Annotated in this window: 19 protein-coding genes; all 19 read right to left on the reverse strand. The window is 39.1% G+C overall.

What is annotated here, in order from left to right; translation table 11 throughout:
• Nucleotides 1-93: 93 nt before the first annotated feature.
• Nucleotides 94-1,017, reverse strand: coding sequence for a hypothetical protein (locus tag D1Z92_RS13535; RefSeq protein ID WP_128896210.1), 924 nt, complete (start codon nucleotides 1,015-1,017; stop codon nucleotides 94-96).
• A 172-nt stretch (nucleotides 1,018-1,189) separates the two neighbouring features.
• A complete protein-coding gene (murA, locus tag D1Z92_RS13540; RefSeq protein ID WP_128896211.1) occupies nucleotides 1,190-2,503 on the reverse strand; it encodes a UDP-N-acetylglucosamine 1-carboxyvinyltransferase in 1,314 nt (437 codons plus the stop codon).
• A 567-nt stretch (nucleotides 2,504-3,070) separates the two neighbouring features.
• A complete protein-coding gene (locus D1Z92_RS13545; protein WP_128896212.1) occupies nucleotides 3,071-3,355 on the reverse strand; it encodes a DUF1146 family protein in 285 nt (94 codons plus the stop codon).
• Between the two features lie 5 nt (nucleotides 3,356-3,360).
• Nucleotides 3,361-6,384 carry a S8 family peptidase gene (locus D1Z92_RS13550; protein ID WP_164931625.1) on the reverse strand — a complete coding sequence of 1,008 codons (3,024 nt, stop codon included), beginning with the start codon at nucleotides 6,382-6,384 and terminating at the stop codon, nucleotides 3,361-3,363.
• Between the two features lie 413 nt (nucleotides 6,385-6,797).
• Nucleotides 6,798-8,261, reverse strand: coding sequence for an NADH-quinone oxidoreductase subunit N (locus D1Z92_RS13555; RefSeq protein ID WP_128896214.1), 1,464 nt, complete (start codon nucleotides 8,259-8,261; stop codon nucleotides 6,798-6,800).
• Between the two features lie 3 nt (nucleotides 8,262-8,264).
• The gene (locus tag D1Z92_RS13560) at nucleotides 8,265-9,791 is read right to left on the reverse strand and encodes a complex I subunit 4 family protein (protein WP_128896215.1); all 1,527 of its coding nucleotides are present in this window, start codon (nucleotides 9,789-9,791) and stop codon (nucleotides 8,265-8,267) included.
• Nucleotides 9,792-11,672 carry an NADH-quinone oxidoreductase subunit L gene (gene nuoL, locus D1Z92_RS13565; RefSeq protein ID WP_128896216.1) on the reverse strand — a complete coding sequence of 627 codons (1,881 nt, stop codon included), beginning with the start codon at nucleotides 11,670-11,672 and terminating at the stop codon, nucleotides 9,792-9,794. It abuts the gene before it with no gap.
• 21 nt (nucleotides 11,673-11,693) lie between these two features.
• Entirely contained in the window at nucleotides 11,694-12,005 is a 312-nt protein-coding gene (gene nuoK, locus D1Z92_RS13570; RefSeq protein ID WP_128896217.1) for an NADH-quinone oxidoreductase subunit NuoK, read from the reverse strand.
• A 1-nt stretch (nucleotide 12,006) separates the two neighbouring features.
• The gene (locus tag D1Z92_RS13575) at nucleotides 12,007-12,504 is read right to left on the reverse strand and encodes an NADH-quinone oxidoreductase subunit J (protein WP_240666735.1); all 498 of its coding nucleotides are present in this window, start codon (nucleotides 12,502-12,504) and stop codon (nucleotides 12,007-12,009) included.
• 1 nt (nucleotide 12,505) lies between these two features.
• Nucleotides 12,506-12,988, reverse strand: a complete 483-nt coding sequence (gene nuoI / locus D1Z92_RS13580) for an NADH-quinone oxidoreductase subunit NuoI (RefSeq protein WP_128896218.1) — start codon at nucleotides 12,986-12,988, stop codon at nucleotides 12,506-12,508.
• A 25-nt stretch (nucleotides 12,989-13,013) separates the two neighbouring features.
• Nucleotides 13,014-14,009, reverse strand: a complete 996-nt coding sequence (gene nuoH, locus D1Z92_RS13585; protein WP_240666745.1) for an NADH-quinone oxidoreductase subunit NuoH — start codon at nucleotides 14,007-14,009, stop codon at nucleotides 13,014-13,016.
• Between the two features lie 8 nt (nucleotides 14,010-14,017).
• Nucleotides 14,018-15,121 carry an NADH-quinone oxidoreductase subunit D gene (locus tag D1Z92_RS13590; protein WP_128896220.1) on the reverse strand — a complete coding sequence of 368 codons (1,104 nt, stop codon included), beginning with the start codon at nucleotides 15,119-15,121 and terminating at the stop codon, nucleotides 14,018-14,020.
• 6 nt (nucleotides 15,122-15,127) lie between these two features.
• Nucleotides 15,128-15,790, reverse strand: a complete 663-nt coding sequence (locus D1Z92_RS13595; RefSeq protein WP_128896221.1) for an NADH-quinone oxidoreductase subunit C — start codon at nucleotides 15,788-15,790, stop codon at nucleotides 15,128-15,130.
• Nucleotides 15,787-16,305 (reverse strand): NuoB/complex I 20 kDa subunit family protein, encoded by a 519-nt coding sequence (locus tag D1Z92_RS13600; protein WP_128896222.1) that lies wholly within the window; start codon nucleotides 16,303-16,305, stop codon nucleotides 15,787-15,789. Before D1Z92_RS13600 ends, D1Z92_RS13595 begins: the two co-directional genes overlap by 4 nt.
• A complete protein-coding gene (locus D1Z92_RS13605) occupies nucleotides 16,290-16,703 on the reverse strand; it encodes an NADH-quinone oxidoreductase subunit A (protein WP_128896268.1) in 414 nt (137 codons plus the stop codon). Before D1Z92_RS13605 ends, D1Z92_RS13600 begins: the two co-directional genes overlap by 16 nt.
• Nucleotides 16,704-17,322: 619 nt before the next feature.
• A complete protein-coding gene (locus D1Z92_RS13610; protein ID WP_128896223.1) occupies nucleotides 17,323-17,727 on the reverse strand; it encodes a F0F1 ATP synthase subunit epsilon in 405 nt (134 codons plus the stop codon).
• Between the two features lie 26 nt (nucleotides 17,728-17,753).
• The gene (gene atpD / locus D1Z92_RS13615) at nucleotides 17,754-19,160 is read right to left on the reverse strand and encodes a F0F1 ATP synthase subunit beta (protein ID WP_128896224.1); all 1,407 of its coding nucleotides are present in this window, start codon (nucleotides 19,158-19,160) and stop codon (nucleotides 17,754-17,756) included.
• A gap of 39 nt (nucleotides 19,161-19,199) precedes the next feature.
• Nucleotides 19,200-20,072: an ATP synthase F1 subunit gamma gene (gene atpG, locus D1Z92_RS13620; protein WP_128896225.1), complete on the reverse strand. Its 873-nt coding sequence runs from the start codon at nucleotides 20,070-20,072 to the stop codon at nucleotides 19,200-19,202.
• 45 nt (nucleotides 20,073-20,117) lie between these two features.
• A complete protein-coding gene (gene atpA / locus D1Z92_RS13625; RefSeq protein ID WP_128896226.1) occupies nucleotides 20,118-21,632 on the reverse strand; it encodes a F0F1 ATP synthase subunit alpha in 1,515 nt (504 codons plus the stop codon).
• Between the last annotated feature and the right edge of the window lie 21 nt (nucleotides 21,633-21,653).

Below are 21,653 nucleotides of genomic sequence, written 5' to 3' on the forward strand. Positions count from 1 at the left end.
CTTGGTAAATATAGATAGCTAACAAAAGTATCTACTTCCCAAGAAGCATCCACTTCAAACGACCCGTAAGGTTGTTAAGTGGCGTGTAGTTCACTAAATAGGGAACTGAATATCTTCATACTCTCTAGTTACATTTTCTAAAATGATAGACTTTAGTTCCCTTAATTCTGGGTAGGATTCAAAAAATTGAACTTTCTTTTCCCATATTTCATCCCCTTCTGGAAAAGTATATAACACATAATAAGACCATGCTTCTGCGATATCCTCATATATACTGGTCGCGGCATATTCCGAAACAAATTGATCTTCGTAGTCCATATAAAACCATCCTACGCCATCATCATCTTCCGCTAGGCCTCTTGCTTCCCATTCCTCTATCATTTCCTCTTCCCAAAATTGTTTATAAAATTGATATATATAAGCATCCTCTTCACTACAACCATAGTCTGTTACAAACGTATCACAGAAATAGGTTGAATAATTATCTCCATCCATTTGATGTTGTCCTAAGGTAAGTATGTGCCCATGTTCATGCACTAGTGTATCCACCCATTGTATAGGGTCATTTAAGTCAGATACATCCACATACAGTTTCCACTTCTCATTATTCCAACTTAGCGGTTCTACTGCAGCTAGTTCGTTGGCATAACCATCTGAATAGAGTGTAAGTCTGTGTATGTTATGTACTGTATCCTCTGGTAAAATAGATGTAATGTTTAGCCAAAGTTGCTGATGCTTTTCTATTTCTCTCGAATAGCTAGCCCAGTACTCATTTGTTGTCAATTGATGAGGGTATTCTAGTTTGTTATCTGACACATCATAAGTGACGATAATCTGTGATTCGTCTGGTAATAACATAAAATAGAGAGTAGAGTTTACAGCTGTACTTATATTCTGTTCTATAGCTTGAATATACCTATGAAGGTACTGAAACGTTTCTTTACTTGCTATGCCACAGCCAGAAAGTATAGATAAACAACAAAGCATGATGATTAGTTTCATTTTCATAGATTTCAAATGTGTCACATCCCATCCCAATCATTTCCCTATATACATATTGTAACATCCCAAAAACAGTTAGAATATATCATTTTGACACAAAAAAATACAAGCAGGAAATGATTATTCCTGCTTGCACTTTTCTCTCATCTATTTAGAAATGTTTATTATTTAGTTAGTCATGTTGGTTTTATGCTCTTGCCAACCTGGAATTGAGAAGAACTTTGTTCTCTTCTTCCTCTTCTTGCTGAGCAGTTAGAGTAATCGAAGCTCCTAGCTGAGATAGCTTGTTGCAAATATCATCATAACCACGCTCAATATGATGAATATCTGATATTTCTGTGTCACCATCCGCAACGAGCGCGGCAATGACTAGTGCTGCTCCAGCTCTTAAATCACTAGCACTCACTTTCGATCCAGATAACGAAGATCCACCCGAAATAATAGCAGCTTGCCCTTCGACCTTAATGTTGGCGTTCATGTTTTTGAATTCTGTTACATGCATAAAGCGATTTTCGAACACTGTTTCCGTCACGACGCTAGTTCCTTCCGATACGAGAAGCAGCGCCATCATCTGCGCTTGCATGTCAGTAGGAAACCCTGGATAAGGAAGTGTTTTTACATCCACCGCTCGTAAAGGCTGAGTCGCTCTTACGCGTATAGAAGTATCTTCACATTCCACCTTGGTGCCCATTTCTTCTAATTTAGCAATAATTGCCTTCAAATGGTCTGCTATTCCACCTTCAATCAACACGTCTCCACCTGTAATAGCAGCAGCCATCATATATGTACCCGCTTCTATTCGATCAGGAATTACCGTGTGACTTGTGCCAACAAGTTCATCTACACCTTGGATACGGATCGTATCCGTTCCGGCTCCACGAACTTTAGCACCCATTGCGTTAAGGAAATTAGCTAAATCTACAATTTCTGGTTCACATGCTGCATTTTCTATTGTTGTCGTTCCCTCTGCTAATGCAGCAGCCATCATAATATTTTGGGTAGCACCTACACTAGGGATATCCAGATATATTTTCGCCCCTTGGAGACGACCATTCACGGTAGCGTTAATATAACCTTCGCCTAGTTCCATCTTAGCACCCATTGCTTCAAAACCCTTTAGATGTTGATCAATTGGGCGGGTACCAATCGCACAGCCCCCTGGCAGAGGTATTTTTGCTTTGCCAAAGCGAGATAACAGTGGACCCATTATTAAAAATGAAGCCCTCATTTTGCGAACGAGAAGATAAGACGCTTCTACACTTTTAATATCTTCTGCATGAATTCGCAACGTCTCATTTTGGTAAGTGATGTGAGCACCTAAGTCTTTTAATACTTCACTTAGTGTGTTCACGTCGTCTAAAGCAGGTGTTTCGTGAATAATGGACTGCCCCTTACTTGCTAACAATGATGCTGCAATAATAGGTAAAACGGCATTTTTTGCCCCACTCACTTTAACTGTGCCTTGTAAACGTTTGCCACCGCGGACAATGATTTTGCTCATTGAATAAACCTCCGCGTCGTTTGAATTTGTTTGTTAAAAATCAATAAAAATCAAATAATAATCATTTTACAGTGTAACAAACGATAGTTAACTTGACAACTATTATTCTCAATACTTTACATAAACATATAATCACAGTTTAGACACTGTCAAATACTTTTCACAATTTTACCAGTTAACATTTTACTTCATAATGATGTACAAATTTCTTCATCTTATGTTTAGCGGTAATAAGTTGTTGAACAAGTTCATCCAACTTATATACAAGATGAAGAAATATTGAGCTATATGTTTACACCTCAGTTGCCAGGCGTAAAGATTATGATAGAAATTTCTTCATCTTGTGTTCAGAGGTAATAAGTTGTTGAACAAGTTCATCCAACTTATATACAAGATGAAGAAATATTGAGCTATATGTTTACACCTCAGTTGCCAGACGTAAAGATTGTTATAGAAATTTCTTCATCTTGTGTTCAGAGGTAATAAGTTGTTGAACAAGTTCATCCAACTTATCTTTCATTTTGTGCTTCTTTTTACTTTACTATTCGTTCTAGTTATACCAGTGCTCTATAGGAATCCTCTGATGTTAAAGGCCCAGGTGGAATAATCAAGAAGCAATCTAGAAAATAAATAGCCAATGACACAAGCTAAAATGACCTGTAGTAATTTTGCTTGTGCACTTTTGGGATAGCGAAGAAATTTTTCAAACTTTACTGCTTGTAAACTCCACCAACTGATGACAATGCATAACAGTGTAACGATGATAAATGTAATGCCATCCTGTGCCATCTTCGTTTTTAACATATCAGATGCAAGCAAGGTAGATGTAAGTTGAGAAAACCACAGCTGCAATCGTATTACCTCCCGTATATCATCTTATAGATGAGTATAGCCATTTGTGCTCTCGTTGTCGTGTCGTCCGGTCTATACGTTCCATCGCCAAAACCACTAATCCATTTTTCACTTTTTAATGCGTAAATATAGTTTGTAGCCCAATGATCAAGACCCACATCCACATAAGAATATTTATTTTGGCTAATATCTAATTTATTGGAAGTTGCTATCATGGCAGCGACTTCTGCTCTCGTAACAGGGTTATCTGGCCTAAAGGTACTATCTGGATACCCAGTAATGATATTTGCCTTCACTCCCTTGGATATGGCAGTATAGGCCCAGTGATTTCGGGTCACGTCGTTGAATCGAATAAACGTCGACTGCGTGAGATTTGCGGCATCCGTAATCATCTTAATGGCTTCCGCTCTTGTTACCGCCTGCTCTGGTCTAAATTCATAATTACCGTATCCATTTAAATAACCATCCGAGGTTAACCGCGATATTTCCAGTTGTGCCCAATGGGTACTGATGTCCCTAAATCCAGACACTAACGTTTCTTTACTCAAGTACAATCGATAAGGGGTTTCCATCTCATTCCTAGCGTCCACTTGGATATAGTACGTTCCTTTGGATAATTTCATTTCTGTGGTTAGCACATTATCTGTATATCCAGCGTATTTAATGAAATTTTCATTGAACAGTTTTAATGAAGTAGTATTAATATCCACCTGATCCAACTTTACTGTGACGTAGTAATCCTGATCGAGCGAAATTTGATAATAATCTACATCCTCTTCATCACCAATAATTCCGTACATATACTCATCTTCCAGCATCGTCGTTGCAGAGTAGGTGGCATTGTTTGGCTCATAACGATCAACAAAAATTTCTTTATACGTCATTTTTAACGTATATTGTCCTACAACCGGACCTTCATTATCTGAACCGCTTATTTTAATGTAGTATTTTCCGGGTGTTAGACGAAGATCATTTACTATTTTTGTTTGTTTGCTGTAACTTATAATTTTATCATTCAGACTATCCCCGTCTTTTTCCATCTTCATTTGCAAATTCATTCGTTTTGTATCTGCCGAGACATTTAAATTCAACATGCTATCGGTTGTTATATTTAACACATACCAATCTTCATCGTATTGTTGATGAAAGGTTCCTGTTTGTGTCCATTCTTCTTGTAATGGTATCGAGTATGCTTCTTCCATCGTGTCATTATTTTCTGCTGCATCTTTGTTAATCACAAATTTGGTCTGAAGTTGGTATGTCATTGGACTTCCATTAGAAGAAATGACGATGTATTGCTTCTGATTTTGTGCAACTGGTATGTTGAAAGTTCCTTTATTATCACTTCCACCTATTTGAGCCAGAAGTTCCCCATTACTGTTGTATGACGTGATCATGAGATCGGCTGCATCGGCTTCATATTGCACTTGCAATACTCCATTGTATTCCGGTTGTATCATAAACCAGTCTACATCCTCCTCATTACTAATGCTTGCTGACAATTGAGAAGTAAGGCGCAACAATTTTGCATCTTTCATCGTATCATTTTCTTCATATATATCGTCTTGCAATGTATTCGTCAGCGCTAAGTCAGCGCGTAATAAACCATGACCGCTAAATTTATCCCATCCAGGGCTGTTAATGTCTTGCGCGGTTTGATACAGCAAGTTACGGAGCTCTAGTACACTGAGTTCAGGATATTGTGCCCAAATTAATGCGGCAACTCCAGATACTTGTGGTGCTGCAAAAGAAGTACCTATTGCTTTTTCGTATCCACCGCCTAGACTTGTCGTATAGACATGAACGGGAGCCATGATATCTAATTCTTGACCAAATTGTGAGCCGGAATTACCATCGTCCCATATATTGTTGTTTGCATTGACTCCACCTACAGCTACAACCGTTGGGAAAGCTGCTGGATATTTTACTGCACTTTTCTCATTGCCTGCAGCTGCAACAACGAGCACTCCCCTTTTTTCCGCTTCCAACACTGCTTCTTCGAGAAATGGACTATATTCGTAAATACCAGATGAGAAGTTTACGATGTCTGCTCCTTGTTCAATCGCTTCGTATAACCCTTTTGCTAGCGCATATTCTTTACCTGCTGCATCGACAGCTTTTATAGGTAATATTTTAGCATTCCATACGACGCCTGCCACGCCTGTATTGTTGTTGCCAGCTGCAGCAATGACTCCCGCTACCTTCGTGCCATGTCCGCCATTACCGTTTGCATCGTAAACGTCTTGAGCAGATTGACTAGGGTCCATGACGTTAATACCAGGTAATAAATTAGGTGCAAGATCAGGATGATTGTAATCTACACCTGTATCAATAACAGCAATCACGATGTCATCATTACCAGAAACGACACCCCATGCTTGTTCCATTCCTATTTGTTTTAAGTAATACTGTTCATTGTAATACGTGTCATTAGGAGATATAGGCGTGATTGTTTCAACTGATTTCTCAACCGAATCTTGTAGAGGGTCCCCAACGGAGTCATCGAGTGGTTGTTTCAATGATTCGTCAAGTGATTCATCTAATGACTCATCAACTGGTTGTTCAGCTGGTGCTTCCACTTCTTCATCCGCTGGTGCTTCAGTTGGCTCATCTAGTGATTCATCAACTTCTCCGTCTACTGGTTCATTGGATGTTTCGTCACCGGATTCATGTATAGTTACAGGATGGTTGATTTGCATGTACTGGACCATATCATGATTAGACCACGTGTCAGTCCACATGTTTACATCTATCGTACTTTTAGGGAAAGCTATCACAACACCGAGTTCGTCATCTTTTACTACAATGTTACTCTGGGCAATGAATTGAGGTTCTATATTTCCTTCCCATTTTATAATCCAATCTTGTTGATGCTGCACTGCCGTTGTGTGATGAAATGTTTCTGTTTGTATTAATGTGTTTGCTTTGGCCTCGGCAGGTACTGTAAATACAATATAAAGTAATATCAATGACAAACTAACAATGAAAAGATATGTATTTCTTCTTGATTGACGTCTCATCTTTCTCATCTTTCTCATCCTTCTCCCTAAAAAGCGTTATATTTTAAAGTTTATATATACGTATGTTGAATATTAGAATTAATCATTTAATCATCAACGTTTTAACCTTACTACTTTATACTTTAAATAAGTATAAAAGTTTCAACATTTATCATACAGATTTTATACATTTTACAACGTTTTACAACTGATTTCTGATTTAATCATAGCACAATAATTTCAAAAAATGTAATCTAAATTTTGTTAAAATATCCACCTATTTTATGGTCACTATTTCAAGGTATTAGTACATAAAAAAGGCGCTTCATAAGAAGCACCTTCTGACAAACATTCTTCATGTATCCAATTTCACTCCACTTTGCAAAAGCAAAAAGCGATGTGATAGCTAAATCATTACAGTAAAAAGCACATGATACTGTCTGTTATGTCCATTCAATGAACGACAACATATATTGCGGGAAAAATGCAAAGAAAATCGTAGCTACGACACAAATGGCGATGACGATCATCGTTGTCACTGGCACTTTTATCGTTGTATGTTCACTATGTGACCGCATAAACATCAAACGGATGATGCGGAAATAGTAATAGAAAGAAATTACACTACTTACAATCATAATCGCTGCAAGCCAATACGTCTTCACTTGTATGACGCCTAGTAAAATAAAAAATTTACCTAGGAAGCCCATCGTTAATGGAATACCCGCCAAAGACAGTAATAGAATTACCGTCATGACCGCAGTGACTGGTGCAGTAAAATATAGTCCAGAAAAGATGCTAATATCTTGATGTTCTGCTGAATTTTCTAGTGCTGTTACCACTGCAAATATCCCGATAGTCATCAATAAGTAGGCAACTAAATAATATACTAGTTCCCCTGGTCTATCGGTAGATAACACGACGAGAAAATATCCAGCATTAGCTATACTAGAAAACGCTAATAATCGTTTTACGTTTTTTTGCATGAGCGCAACGATATTACCAACGATCATAGAAATAGCAGCCACCACATGTAATGTTAAAACCACGTCGGAATAAATCGTAAGGTTTTGCACTGGATCCAACGGCACGAAGTATACAGGCAGGAACATAAACATAAAAATCAACATCGCCGCTTTAGAAATAACAGCGAGAAAGGACACCACTGGTGTCGGTGCTGCGCTATACACTTCAGGTGCCCACGTATGGAAAGGAGCGGCAGCAAGTTTAAATCCAAATCCTACGAGCAATAGAAAGAAGCTCACGTAGATCATCGGATGAAAAGATGACTCTAAGCTTTGCAATGTAGCGCCAATTTGAAATAAATTGGTCGATCCACCCATCCCATACAGGAACGACATGCCATATAAAATAAAAGCAGAAGCGATACTACCTAGCACGATGTATTTAAATGCAGCTTCATTGCTTTTCGTATGATGCTTTCGCAAAGCTACGAGAATATAAGATGAAATGCTCAGCAATTCTAATCCGATAAACAATGTAATGATATCGGCAGATGACGCCATAATCATCGCACCTAATGCCGCTGGCATTAGCAATACGTAATATTCTCCGATATGAGGGATATCTTTGTCCCTAATCGCTCCAAAACTCATCATAACAATCAAACTAACACCTAATAGAACAATCAGTTTAAACAATATGCCATAGTGATATACTAGGTAACTATCATTTAACAGCGAAATAACACCGTCTAAATGTATTCGCTGATAGATCAAAAATCCTGCTGATACGATCAAAGCGATGAGTGTTAGTACGCCGATCCCTTTTTTAGAAGCATTTTTAGGCCAAAACAAGTCTAGCAAGGAAATAATGATAATTGCAATAAATAATGTGAGCTCTGGCAGCATATCTAGTAAATCTGCTGCAAATAACCGCGTATCCATCTGTTATCCCCCTTTCACCATCACGTAAAATGCCATACCTTGTTCTACAATCGATGTAAGTAAAGCAGGGTATACGCCTAACACAATGATCACCGCAGTTAGAGCAACCATCGGAATCGCTTCCATCATCCTTACATCTTTCAGTGATTGGTGCTGAGCATGGAGGTTACCGAATGTAATCGCTAATACCGCTCTTAACATATACACCGCAGCCAACACAATCCCAATACTACCTATTGCAGCCAGCACTGGCATTTGCTCGAATAAACCGGCAAAAGACATAAATTCAGCCACAAAACCAGATAATGCTGGTAATCCGAGTGAAGCTAATCCAGCGAACAAGAACACTCCGCTTAAGAATGGCATGCGCTGCGCTAGTCCACCTAATTCAGGCAATGCTGTCGTTCTTGTACGTTCCGCGATACTGCCAACGATCAAGAATAACAATGCGGATATCAACCCGTGTGAAATCAATTGGAAAACAGCCCCTTGCATCCCTAATGCATTACCAGCAGCAAGACCCATTAATACAATTCCCATATGACTAATACTAGAATACGCCAATATACTTCTTAGCTCGTTTTGCATTAAAGCTAATAATGCTCCATATAGGAAGTTAATGACGCCGATCACAGCTAACACGGTCGCCCATTCTACTGCTTGCTCTGGAAAAATTTCATATCCAAATCGAATTAATCCGTAAGCTCCCATTTTCAGCAATATACCAGAGTGAATCATGACAACGGCAGGAGGAGCTTCCCGATGCACTTTCACCACCCATGTATGAAAAGGAAACATCGGTAATTTAATACCAAAAGCAATCAGCAATAGTACAAACATCCACGTCTTTAACTCTTCAAAATCAAACTTAAACACGGATGGATCTAAAGCATTACTTTTAATAACATCAAAGCTACTAGTGTAAGACGATGTAGATATATCATAACCTACTGTGAAAATGAGCATCATAAATACGATAAACATGATCGCAGAGCCTAGTCCGTTATAGATTAAGTAATAATTTGCAGCTCTCTCTCTCCGCTTCTCCCCCCATATACCGATAAGAAAAAACATCGGTACGAGCGTAAACTCAAAGAAAATGAAGAAGAGTAATAGATCGCGAGCCATAAATACGCCAAATATTCCTGTTTCTAATAACAGAAGCAAAATGAAAAATAGCTTCCAACGTTTCTTAATAAACACAGAGGCAAAGGCTGCAGCTGTGGCAATAAAAGCAGTAAGTAAAATCAATGGTAACGATATGCCATCTACCCCAAGCTGGTATGCAAAATGATAGTTAAAGTAGGTTAGAGGCTGAATCCATTTCAGTTCTTCTTCCATTTGCACACTACTATTTACACCATCAAATTGTAAAAGCAACATCGCACCCAATACCAGTGGGATTAACGTCGTTAAAATCGCAATCGTCTGTAGAGGTTTTCTTTTATGTTTAGGAACAAACAATAAAATGAGTACACCGATTAATGGTGAAAAAAGAATAAGTGACAGTAACGGTAATGATTCCAACACTTATATCAACCTCCTTCCAGCAAATATGAGTAGTAATATTAACATGCCGATAACGGAGATTAATGCATAGACTTGCATTTGACCAGATTGTAATCTCATGCCCATTTTCCCGATTTGACGTGTAGTGGTAATACTTCCCTTCACCAAACCGCCAACGATAAATTCATCCCACAGTTGTAAAAATGCACCTAAACCTCTGACTGGTTTCACGACGATGAGGTCATACAATTCATCGATGTAAAATTTACGGGCAAGTACCGTTTGCAGTCCATTTCCACTTTGTTCATGTAATGAAGAAGCTGTCTTATTCCTAAACATTTTATAACCTAAGCCAATGCCGAGTAATGCGACAACGTTAGAAATAATCAAAATAGACCAATGTATTTTTTCCTCCATCGTTTCCCCTACTAGCCATTCATTAAATGTACCGATACCAGGAATTGCTACCCAACCTGCACACACCGCTAATACAGCTAGTATGATTAAAGGTAGTGTCATCACCCATGGAGATTCTTTCGGCGTATGACCACTTCTATTGTCACCCGTAAAGACGAGGAAAAATAGTCGAGACATATAGAAAGCAGTAAGGAACACTCCGATTAATGCGGCAGCGAAGAAGACAGGCTGATGTTCATAAGCTTGCGCTAATATCGCATCTTTGGACCAGAATCCAGATAGCGGAAAAATACCAGCTAAAGCTAACGTACCGATAGCAAACGTCCACGTCGTTACTTTCATCGACTTGCCAATTCCACCCATTTTCAATATGTTTTGCTCATGATGAAGGGCGTAGATAATACTCCCAGCACCAAGAAATAGTAACGCTTTGAAAAAAGCATGCGTGAATAAATGTAACATTGCAGCAGAATAAGCTGCCATCGTACCTAAACCAAGTGCAAGCATCATATATCCTAACTGGCTGACAGTGGAGTACGCTAATATGCGCTTAATATCGTTTTGTGCGATAGCGATCAATGCCGCAAACAATGCAGTAAATGCACCGACAGTACCAACAATGAGCAGTGCCGTTTCAGAAGCAAGGAAAATATCATACGTTTTTGCTACTAAAAATACACCAGCAGCTACCATCGTAGCAGCATGAATCAATGCACTGATTGGTGTAGGCCCTTCCATTGCATCAGGCAACCATGTGTGAAGCGGAAACTGACCCGATTTACCAACAGCTCCAACAAAAATAAGCAGCGCCACTAACGTGACCATTCCATCACTGAAACCATGAGCATTTGTTTCAAAGGCATTATGTATAGCAGTAAAGCTCAACATATGTTCTGGCATGTACCAAAACAGTAAAATAACAGCGATGAATAAACCGATATCCCCAATTCGTGTTACGATAAACGCTTTTTTGGCAGCTGCCTTTGCTTCTTTCTTCTGATACCAAAAACCGATCAATAAGAACGAACATAAACCGACTAACTCCCAAAAAATATACAATTGCAAGATGTTATCTGAAATGACTAGCATTAACATGGAAAACGTAAATAATGATATGTAACTATAAAATACGGTCATGCGCTCATCATCCGCCATATACCCTTTGGAGAATACATTAACGAGCAAACTTACTACCGTAACGATAACGAGCATTAATACGTTCACATTGTTCACTTCGTATCCAAACGAAATAGAAAAATCACCAATATCTAACCAATTAAATACGGATGAAGTATAGCTTTGTGCTTCATTTTTCAATGTTTCCCCTAATAACAGCAATGCACTTACCGTTGCCAAAAGCATCGCGAAAATACTAATTGTACTCGCTATTCCTTTCATCTGCCTACCTAATACGAGTAAGATGAGGAATGACACAAACGGAAAGAGGGGAATGATCCAAGCATAAGTTGATATTGTAAAGTCCATCAAACTTTCCTGCCCTTCTTTCTACTTTTTTAAAACATCCATCTTTGTTACATCTGAAATACCTCTATTACGATACAGCATAATTAATATCGCTATACCCACTGCGACTTCCGCTGCGGCAACGGTCATGGAGAATAATGAAAAAACGTGACCCGTTAACGAAGGGTTTATTCCATATTTGGAAAAAGCGATGATGTTAACATTCGCTGCATTCAGCATTAACTCTATCGAAAGTAAAACAATAACAGCATTTTTTTTCGATAGCGCTCCATAAAGCCCGATACAGAACAAGGAAGCCGATAACAAAAGATATGAATTAAGCATTGGCTCCATCCTACTTCCCCTCTCTCTTAGCAATAATGATAGCTCCTATTAAAGCAATGGTTAACAATATCGATACCAGCTCAAAAGGAATCACATACTGGCTATAAATAAGCAACCCAATCTCTTTGGTCTGATCTTGCGCTATTTCCCTTGTAACAGCAGGAAAAGCACTCTGATTAATGACATAGTAAAATACTGCGAACAAGCCAACTACCCCTGCAAATAATGAAATGTGATAGAAGCGTCGCTTAGGCTCTTCTCGTTTCTCTTCATGTTTCGTCAATACGATACCGAAAATCATCAATATCGTAATCGCCCCTGCATAAATAAGAATTTGTACAAAAGCCAAAAATTCTGCATGCAGCAATACATATATCCCTGCTAAGCTGAGAAAGGTGACGGCAGCGGAAGCTATCATATACATAATTCGCTCCATATTCAGCATCATAATCGCTCCGCCAATGGCTGTGACAGAAAACAACATAAAAAAGATAAACTGTCCGCTCAACTTACTTCACTCCTTCCTCTTTCGTTGCTTTCGGCTTTGGCTTCGGTTTTGCTTTCGGTTGTAAATTCGTACTGTTTTCCGATCTAACTAACGTATTGTTATTTTCCAGCCAATGAAGATCTTTGAACAAATCGTCTCGACTATACGTTGCTAATTCAAAATTATTGGTCATCACGATAGCTTCTGTGGGACATACTTCCGTACATAAATCACACAAAATGCAAATTTCAAAGTTAATATCGTACGTATCAATAATTTTCACTTTTTTCTCAGAGTTAGGGTCTTGTTTACCGACCAATGTAATACAATCTGTAGGACATACGCGAGCACATTGATTACATACGATACATTTATCAGGCTCAAAATGCTGTACCCCTCGAAAGCGGTCCGGCATATTCATAGGAACATCAGGATAAGCATACGTCACTTTCTTCTTCGTAATATTTTTAAATGTCACCCCTAGACCTTTTACGATGCCTTTCAAAATATATCACCTCACTTTTCTCCTTTTATTTTAACAACTCTAATACGATCGCCGTAACAAAAATATTAACCAAAGATAATGGAAGCAGCACTTTCCATCCTAGTCCCATTAAGTGATCGACTCTTAATCTTGGCATCGTTGCTCTTATCCAAAACAAGAAGAATACGATGGAACAAAATTTTATAATAAACCAAATCAGTCCAGGTATAAAAGATAAGAAAGCAAACGGAGCATGCCACCCTCCTAAAAATAAGACAGTCGTCAACCCAGCTATGGCATAAATATAAACATACTCTGATAACATATAAAAGGCAAAACGAAAACCGCTGTATTCAACATGGTAACCAGCGATAAGTTCAGATTCGGCCTCAGGCAAGTCAAATGGTGTACGATTCAATTCTGCAACAGCCGCAATTATAAATATACCAAAAGCAACGATTTGAGGGAAGATATTCCACGACCAAAATCCACCTGCTTGACCTTCTACAATCTGAATCATATTTAAACTGCCTGTCATTAAAATAACACCTACCATAGAAATGACAAGTGGAATTTCATAACTAATCATTTGGGCAACCGAACGCATGCCACCTAGCAATGCATACTTGTTGTTGGATGCCCATCCTCCCATTAAAATACCAATCGTACTAATGCCAGATAAGGCAACGTAGTACAACAGGCCAACATTCAAGTTAGCAAAATAAAGGTTTTCTGTATACGGAATAACCGCCAACACGACGAATGCAGGGATGAAAGAGATAATCGGCCCTAATTTGAAAACCGTTTTGTCCGCATTGTTTGGGATGGTATCTTCTTTAATTAATAATTTAAACACATCTGCGACGGTTTGCAATAGACCAAATGGACCTGTTCGATTTGGACCTTGACGTAATTGAATCCAGCCGATGACTTTTCGCTCAAAATAAATGCCATATGTCACAAAAACAAGTACGATCAAGAGTAGTGCCGCCGTTGCAAGGGTGACTAGCGAAACGCTACCTATAGATAGCTGTTCTATCATATTATCCATTAACAGTCGACCTCCCCTAGCACAATATCTATTCCTCCGAATATGGTGACTAGATTGGTCATTGTTTCGCCGATTAATAGTTCTGGTAGAATTTGAAGGTTAACAAAGGAAGGTCTTCTAAACTTAAGTCGGTAAGGTTCTGCTTTTCCTTTTGATACGATATGACACCCAATTTCCCCACGCGGAGATTCAATACGAGAATATACTTCTCCAGCTGGTGGACGAATGACTCTCGGTACTTTCGCCATAATCTTTCCTTCTTCAGGAAACTGTGCTACGGCCTGTTCAACAATGGACAGACTTTGTTTCATTTCTTCTATGCGTAAACGGTATCTTGCAAAACAGTCTCCATCGGTAGACGTTGGCACGTCAAAATCAAATTGTTCGTATAAGCTGTATGGCTCTTGTTTACGCAGGTCCCAATCTATTCCTGTGCTTCGTAAATTGACGCCACTAAGCCCATAGTTTATCGCTGTTTGTGAATCATATTTCCCTATATCTTTTACACGGGATAAAAATATTTCATTCCCCGTCACTAATTTCTCGTATTCCTCGATTTGTTTTCGCATATATGGAATAAATTCTTTTACTTTATCAATCCAACCTGGAGGTGCATCCCATTTCACACCACCAACACGCATATAAAAATAAGTTAAGCGCGCTCCACATAACTCATTAAATAGTTCCACTATTTTTTCTCTATCACGAAAAGCATAAAGAAACGGACTCATGGCCCCAATATCTAATAAATACGTACCCCACCAAACGAGATGACTAGCCACACGATTTAATTCCATGACGATGACACGTAAATATTCAGCCTTTTCAGGAATCTCTAATTTCATTAAGGTTTCCACGGCATGACATAACACATAATTATTCGTCATTGCAGACAAGTAGTCCATACGATCTGTATACGGAATAATTTGAGTATAACTTAAATTCTCTGCGAGTTTTTCCGTTCCACGATGTAAATATCCAATTACAGGAGTTGCTTCTGTAATCACTTCACCATCTAACTTGACGACGAGACGAAAAACACCATGTGTACTAGGATGTTGTGGACCTACATTGACTAACAATTCTTCTGTACGTATGCTCAACGTTGACTACACCTCCGGATCCGCTGCTTCATAGTCCTTGCGAAGCGGATGACCTACCCAGTCATCTGGCATCATAATTCGCTTCATGTTGGGATGCCCTGTAAATGTAATGCCTAGTAAATCGTAAATTTCACGTTCATTCCAATCTGCTGTTTTCCATAGGGAAGTCAAAGATGGCACAACAGGTTGATCTCTATCCGTCTTCACTTTGATTACATAGTGATGTTTCAGTTCCATCGATACAAATTGATATACAACTTCTAAGTGTGTCTCATAATCGACGCCGCTAACATTACGTAAATAGTTTAGCTTTAACTGTTCATCGGATAGTAGTATCGCAGCACAAGCTAACAGATGATCCGAGTGAACCGTAACGACGGGGACATGATGATCTAATTCATTGATATAAGCATCGACTACCGCATCTTCTGATACTTGCCCTTTAAATAAAGCAACGAGTTTATCCAATTTATCTTGATTAGGCAATGGAGCTGCCTCTTCTTCCTCTTGTGCATCCTTTTCCCTTTCTGACGATGATGAAGAAGCTTTTTTTTCCTCTGCTGTATCTTTTTTGACTTCTTTTTTAATTTCTTTTTCTTCTTTCTTTTCAGTTTCTTTTTTAATTTCTTTTTCTTCTTTCTTTTCTATTTCCTTTTCACGGTCACTCACAGATCTGTCACCTTCTTTCCTGTCTTGGCCTCATATTTGATCTTTTCTTGTAGTTTATTGATGCCATAAATCAATGCTGCAGGATTAGGCGGACAGCCCGGTATATAGACGTCAACAGGAACGATTTGATCCACTCCTTTTACAACGGCATAAGATTTTACATAAGGACCTCCTGCCGTCGCACACGAGCCCATTGCAATGACCCATTTTGGTTCTGGCATTTGATCGTACAATCTTCTTAAAATAGGTGCCATTTTCTTGGTCACCGTTCCGGATACTATCATGACATCCGATTGTCGAGGTGAATTTCGAAACATCACACCAAATCGGTCTAAATCATAATGTGCTCCACCTGTACCCATCATTTCAATGGCACAGCAAGCTAAACCAAATGTCAACGGCCAAAGCGAATTGCTTCTAGCCCATGCTTTCATCTGATCTAATGTTCCTAATATCACGTTACGTTCAAGTTCTTGTTGTTCAACTGGCGTAAAAGACGTTAAATCGAATCCCATTCAAACACCTTCTTCTTCCAAGCATATATTAGACCCACTACTAATAAAGAGACAAAAATAAGCATCTCTATTAACGCGAATAATCCTAGTTCTTGATAAGCAACAGCCCAAGGGTATAAGAAAACTGTTTCTACATCAAAAATAACAAACAAAAGCGCGAACATGTAATATCTCACATTGAACTGAACTTGAGATAACCCTACAGGTTCATTTCCACTCTCATAGGTGGTTTGCTTCTCTTTAGTCGGGGCCTTTGGTCTCAGTAATTTACCTGCCGTCAATGCTCCGAAAGGAAGCGCTATTCCAATAATAATGAATATTGCAACAATAATATATTGATTAAAATATTGTTCCAAGCTATGTCTCCCTCCTTTGATGATAAAACGATGTACAAACATGCTAATAAAACCGATGTACTCGGTCATAGAATGTACTTGTTTTCGTGCCCCTTTTACATAAGTTGAGTGAACTTATTCAACCAACTTGTTACCACTAATCATAAGATGGAGAAATCTACTTCAACCTTTACGACTGCCTACTGCGGCGTAAACTTGGTTCTCACTAATTCTTCCATCTTATTTATTACTTTTTCTTATGAACAAAAGCATAGTTGCTTATAATTAAACCCTTCACTATTATATCAAATCTATTCCAATTTAGTCCATGTGAAAATGCTTACAAAGCAATATTTAGTAAAAATACTTTGTCATAATAAAGTTTCTCCTTTTATTTATCGGTCAACAGATGATAATGAATGAATATATGGCATTACTTTTACAATAGCTTAAATTATCTTACTTTTTAATTAGTAGGCTTCTCATAAGACATAAAGTAAATGGATACGTAAGTTAACATACAAAGAAGAAGATAGTACATAAATTGAATATGAAAAAAGTGATTTCCTATATAAGATAATTGAACTTGTTTCTTGAACTTATATAATAAGTTCATATTTTTATACAAAAAAACTAGCAATATCACATTGCTAGTTTAAAGTTTTGTTCTATGGATCTTGCTTTAGTATCTTTTTCTTGCAGTGTCAATACGCATGAGTGACTTTTGTAATGCAATTTCTGCACGTAATAAGTCCGTATCACTGCTTTTGCTTTTCATTCTTTCTTCGGCGCGCTTTTTCGCCTTTTCTGCACGCTCTAAATCTATTTCTCCGCCTACTTCAGCTATTTCTGCTAAAATAACGACTTTATCTTTTCCTACTTCCATAAAACCGCCATGTACAGCAATGACTTCTTCTTCATTGCCAAACTTTACGCGTACAGGAGCAATTTTAAGTGGGGTTACCATCGGTATATGCTTTGGCAAAATACCAAGCTCCCCTTCCACACCTTTTACTAAGACCATATTCACTTCACGTTCATAAACCTTACGCTCAGGTGTGACAATTTCCAATAAGAGTGTACTCATTTGTCATGACCTCCTACACTCATTCATTAGAGCGATTTTGACTTTTCCACAGCTTCTTCAATCGTACCAACGTACATGAATGCACTCTCTGGCAAGTCATCATGTTTGCCGTCTAAAATTTCTTTAAAGCTGCGCACAGTTTCTTTTACAGGAACATATGAACCTTTTAGCCCTGTAAACTGCTCAGCAACATGGAATGGCTGAGATAAGAAACGCTCAATACGACGAGCACGATGAACGACTAGTTTGTCCTCTTCAGATAACTCATCCATACCGAGAATCGCGATAATATCTTGTAATTCTTTGTTTCTTTGTAGTATTTGTACTACCCCTTGTGCTACTTCATAATGCTCTTGACCAACAATTTCTGGAGCCAATACGCGAGAAGTAGATCCAAGTGGATCAACGGCCGGGAAAATCCCTTTCTCGGAGATCTTACGATCCAAGTTTGTCGTTGCATCCAAGTGAGAGAATGTCGTCGCTGGAGCTGGATCCGTATAGTCATCCGCAGGAACGTAGATCGCCTGAATAGACGTTACTGAACCTTTTTTCGTGGATGTAATACGCTCTTGCAACTGACCCATTTCCGTTGCTAGTGTTGGCTGATAACCAACGGCGGACGGCATACGTCCAAGCAAGGCAGAAACCTCAGAACCTGCTTGTGTAAAGCGGAAGATGTTATCGATAAAGAGAAGTACGTCTTTCCCTTCAGCATCACGATAATATTCTGCCATCGTTAGTCCTGTCAATGCTACACGTAAACGTGCACCAGGTGGCTCGTTCATCTGTCCGAAAATCATCGTCGTTTTATTAATAACGCCTGAGTCTGTCATTTCAAGGAACAAGTCATTTCCTTCCCTTGTTCTCTCCCCTACTCCAGCAAATACGGAAATACCGCCATGCTCTTGGGCAATGTTATTAATTAACTCCTGAATCGTAACGGTTTTACCAACACCCGCACCACCGAAGAGACCGATTTTACCACCTTTCGCATATGGAGCGATAAGGTCGATAACTTTAATTCCTGTCTCTAAGATTTCTGTCTGTGTAGATAATTGATCATACGTTGGAGCTTCTCTATGAATAGGATATTTTTCCTTTGTTTTAATGGCACCACCATTATCAATTGGATCTCCTAATACATTCAATACTCTTCCTAATACAGCGTCACCAACAGGAACCGCAATCGGTTGGCCTGTATCTACTACTTCCATGCCACGAACGACACCATCTGTTGAGGACATGGAGATACAGCGTGCAACATTGTCTCCTAAATGCACAGCCACTTCCAATGTCAAATGAATGTCGGGCTCTGTTTTTGATTTTGCTTTATGTTCTAATGTGATCGCATTAAGGATTTCAGGAAGGTGGCCACGTTCAAACTCAATGTCCACGACCGGTCCCGCTACACTTAAAACGCGTCCTTTGTTCATCGTTTTCCCTCCTTAAAAATTCTACGGTACCAACAAGCACTAGCTTGTTGCATTTGCTCCAGCAACAATCTCCGTAATTTCTTGCGTAATTGCTGCCTGACGAGCGCGGTTATATTGCAACTCTAAGTCACCAATAATTTCCGTCGCATTTTTCGTTGCATTACCCATCGCTGTCATTCTCGCACCAAACTCACTTGCCTTGGCGTTCAATACCGCACTGTAAATGAGTGTTTCTGCATACTTTGGTAAAAGGACTTCCAACACTCCTTCTGCAGAAGGTTCGTATTCATAACTAGCGCTAGGACTTGACGTTTTTTCTAACGTTGTATTGGACAACGGTAAAATTTGTTTATCCGTTGGAATTTGTGTGACTGCATTAATGAACTCATTGTATACGATAACAAGTTCATCATAATTACCTTTGGCAAAGTTATCGACTGCCGCTGAGGCAATAAATTTAATATCCGCGAACTCAGGTGAGTCGGACAAACCAATTACTTCATCCAAAATTGGAATGCCACGCTTCTTTAAGAAATCTCGACCTTTTCTACCGATAACAAACACGGTGTACTCTTCTTTTGACTGATGCTTTTCATCCAGTATTTGCACTAACTTACGAAGCAAATTACTGTTGTAGCCCCCAGCCAAACCTCTATCGGAAGTGATTACTAAATACCCCGTACGCTTAATTTCACGTGTTTCTAGCATCGGATGATTCACACCATTACCACACTGCGCAACGTTGTTAATAACCTCTTTGATTTTCGCCGCATAAGGTTTGGAAGAATCTGCTGCCGTCTGTGCTTTTCTTAGCTTAGATGCAGCGACCATCTCCATCGCCTTCGTTATTTTCTTCGTACTCTGTTTACTCTTAATTTGCCTTTTAATATCGAGTATTCCTGCTGCTGCCAATTGGTTTCACCACCTTTACTCTAACAGCCATAACACTGATAGAAGTTACTTGGAAGATACGAAACCTTTCTTAAACTGCTCAATTGCAGCTTTAAGTGATTGTTCCGTCTCATCAGAAATGTTTTTCTCTTGTGCAATGGACTGTAACACGTTGCTATGATTGGATTGCATATATGGTAAAAATTCACGCTCAAAACGAACAACATCTCGAACTGGAATTTCATCTAAAAATCCATTAATCGCTGTATAAATAGAAACGACTTGCTGTTCTACAGGAAGCGGTTGATTTAATCCTTGTTTCAAGATTTCCACCGTTCTTGCTCCACGATTCAATTTAGATTGTGTTGCTGTATCTAAGTCAGAACCGAACTGCGCGAACGCTTCTAATTCACGATAAGCTGCAAGATCCAAACGTAGTGTACCCGCAACTTTTTTCATCGCTTTAATCTGTGCGGAACTTCCGACACGAGAAACGGACTGACCTACGTTAACTGCAGGTCGTTGACCAGCGTTAAATAGATCGGACTCCAAGAAAATTTGTCCATCTGTGATGGAAATAACGTTTGTCGGAATGTAAGCAGAAATATCCCCTGCTTGCGTTTCGATAAACGGCAATGCTGTTAACGAACCGCCACCAAGCTTGTCATTTAATTTTGCTGCACGCTCTAATAAACGTGAATGCAAATAGAAAACATCCCCTGGATACGCTTCGCGACCTGGTGGTCTTCTTAAAAGAAGTGATAATTCACGATAAGCAGAAGCTTGTTTCGTTAAATCATCATATACGACGAGTACGTGCTTGCCTTTATACATGAAGTATTCGCCCATCGCACATCCAGAATAAGGCGCTAAGAATAATAGTGGCGCTGGTTCTGATGCACTAGCTGTAACAACGATAGTGTAATCCATTGCTCCGTTACGCTTTAATGTTTCTACAACGCCAGCAACAGTAGACTGTTTCTGACCAATCGCAACGTAAATACAGATCATATCGTTGTCTTTTTGGTTAATAATCGTATCAATGGCAATTGCCGTTTTACCTGTCTGACGGTCTCCGATAATTAACTCACGCTGACCACGTCCAATCGGAATCATAGAGTCAATGGCTTTAATACCTGTTTGCATTGGCTCTGTTACTGGTTGACGATCGAATACACCTGGAGCTGGAGATTCAACAGCTCTAAACTCCTTCGTCTTGATGTCACCATTTCCGTCTACTGGTTGACCTAGCGGATTGACAACGCGACCTAGTAATTCCTCACCTACAGGAACCTCCATAATACGGCCCGTACGTTTTACTTGGTCACCTTCACGAATATCTTTATATGGACCGAGAATAACGATCCCGACATTATCTTCTTCCAAGTTCAATGCCATACCCATGACGCCGTTTGCAAATTCAAGCAACTCACCGGCCATAACGCTTTCTAATCCATGGGCACGAGCGATACCATCACCAATTTGAATAACGGTACCAACATCAGATACTTCAATCTTTGAGTCAAAATTTTCAATTTGTTTCTTAATTAATGTGCTGATTTCCTCTGGTCTGATACTCAACGGACCTCACCCCTTACTACA

The organism is Longirhabdus pacifica (genome assembly GCF_004115085.1).
Lineage (GTDB): Bacteria > Bacillota > Bacilli > Paenibacillales > DSM-105158 > Longirhabdus > Longirhabdus pacifica.

Bases quoted from the DNA above. Each gene is read 5' to 3' on its own strand.
- murA (WP_128896211.1), bottom strand. From the start codon at position 2,503: ATGAGCAAAATCATTGTCCGCGGTGGCAAACGTTTACAAGGCACAGTT.
- D1Z92_RS13550 (WP_164931625.1), bottom strand. From the start codon at position 6,384: ATGAGAAAGATGAGACGTCAATCAAGAAGAAATACATATCTTTTCATT.
- D1Z92_RS13555 (WP_128896214.1), bottom strand. From the start codon at position 8,261: ATGGATACGCGGTTATTTGCAGCAGATTTACTAGATATGCTGCCAGAG.
- nuoL (WP_128896216.1), bottom strand. From the start codon at position 11,672: ATGGACTTTACAATATCAACTTATGCTTGGATCATTCCCCTCTTTCCG.
- nuoK (WP_128896217.1), bottom strand. From the start codon at position 12,005: ATGGAGCCAATGCTTAATTCATATCTTTTGTTATCGGCTTCCTTGTTC.
- nuoH (WP_240666745.1), bottom strand. From the start codon at position 14,009: ATGATAGAACAGCTATCTATAGGTAGCGTTTCGCTAGTCACCCTTGCA.
- D1Z92_RS13600 (WP_128896222.1), bottom strand. From the start codon at position 16,305: ATGGGATTCGATTTAACGTCTTTTACGCCAGTTGAACAACAAGAACTT.
- D1Z92_RS13605 (WP_128896268.1), bottom strand. From the start codon at position 16,703: ATGTTTGTACATCGTTTTATCATCAAAGGAGGGAGACATAGCTTGGAA.
- D1Z92_RS13610 (WP_128896223.1), bottom strand. From the start codon at position 17,727: ATGAGTACACTCTTATTGGAAATTGTCACACCTGAGCGTAAGGTTTAT.
- atpD (WP_128896224.1), bottom strand. From the start codon at position 19,160: ATGAACAAAGGACGCGTTTTAAGTGTAGCGGGACCGGTCGTGGACATT.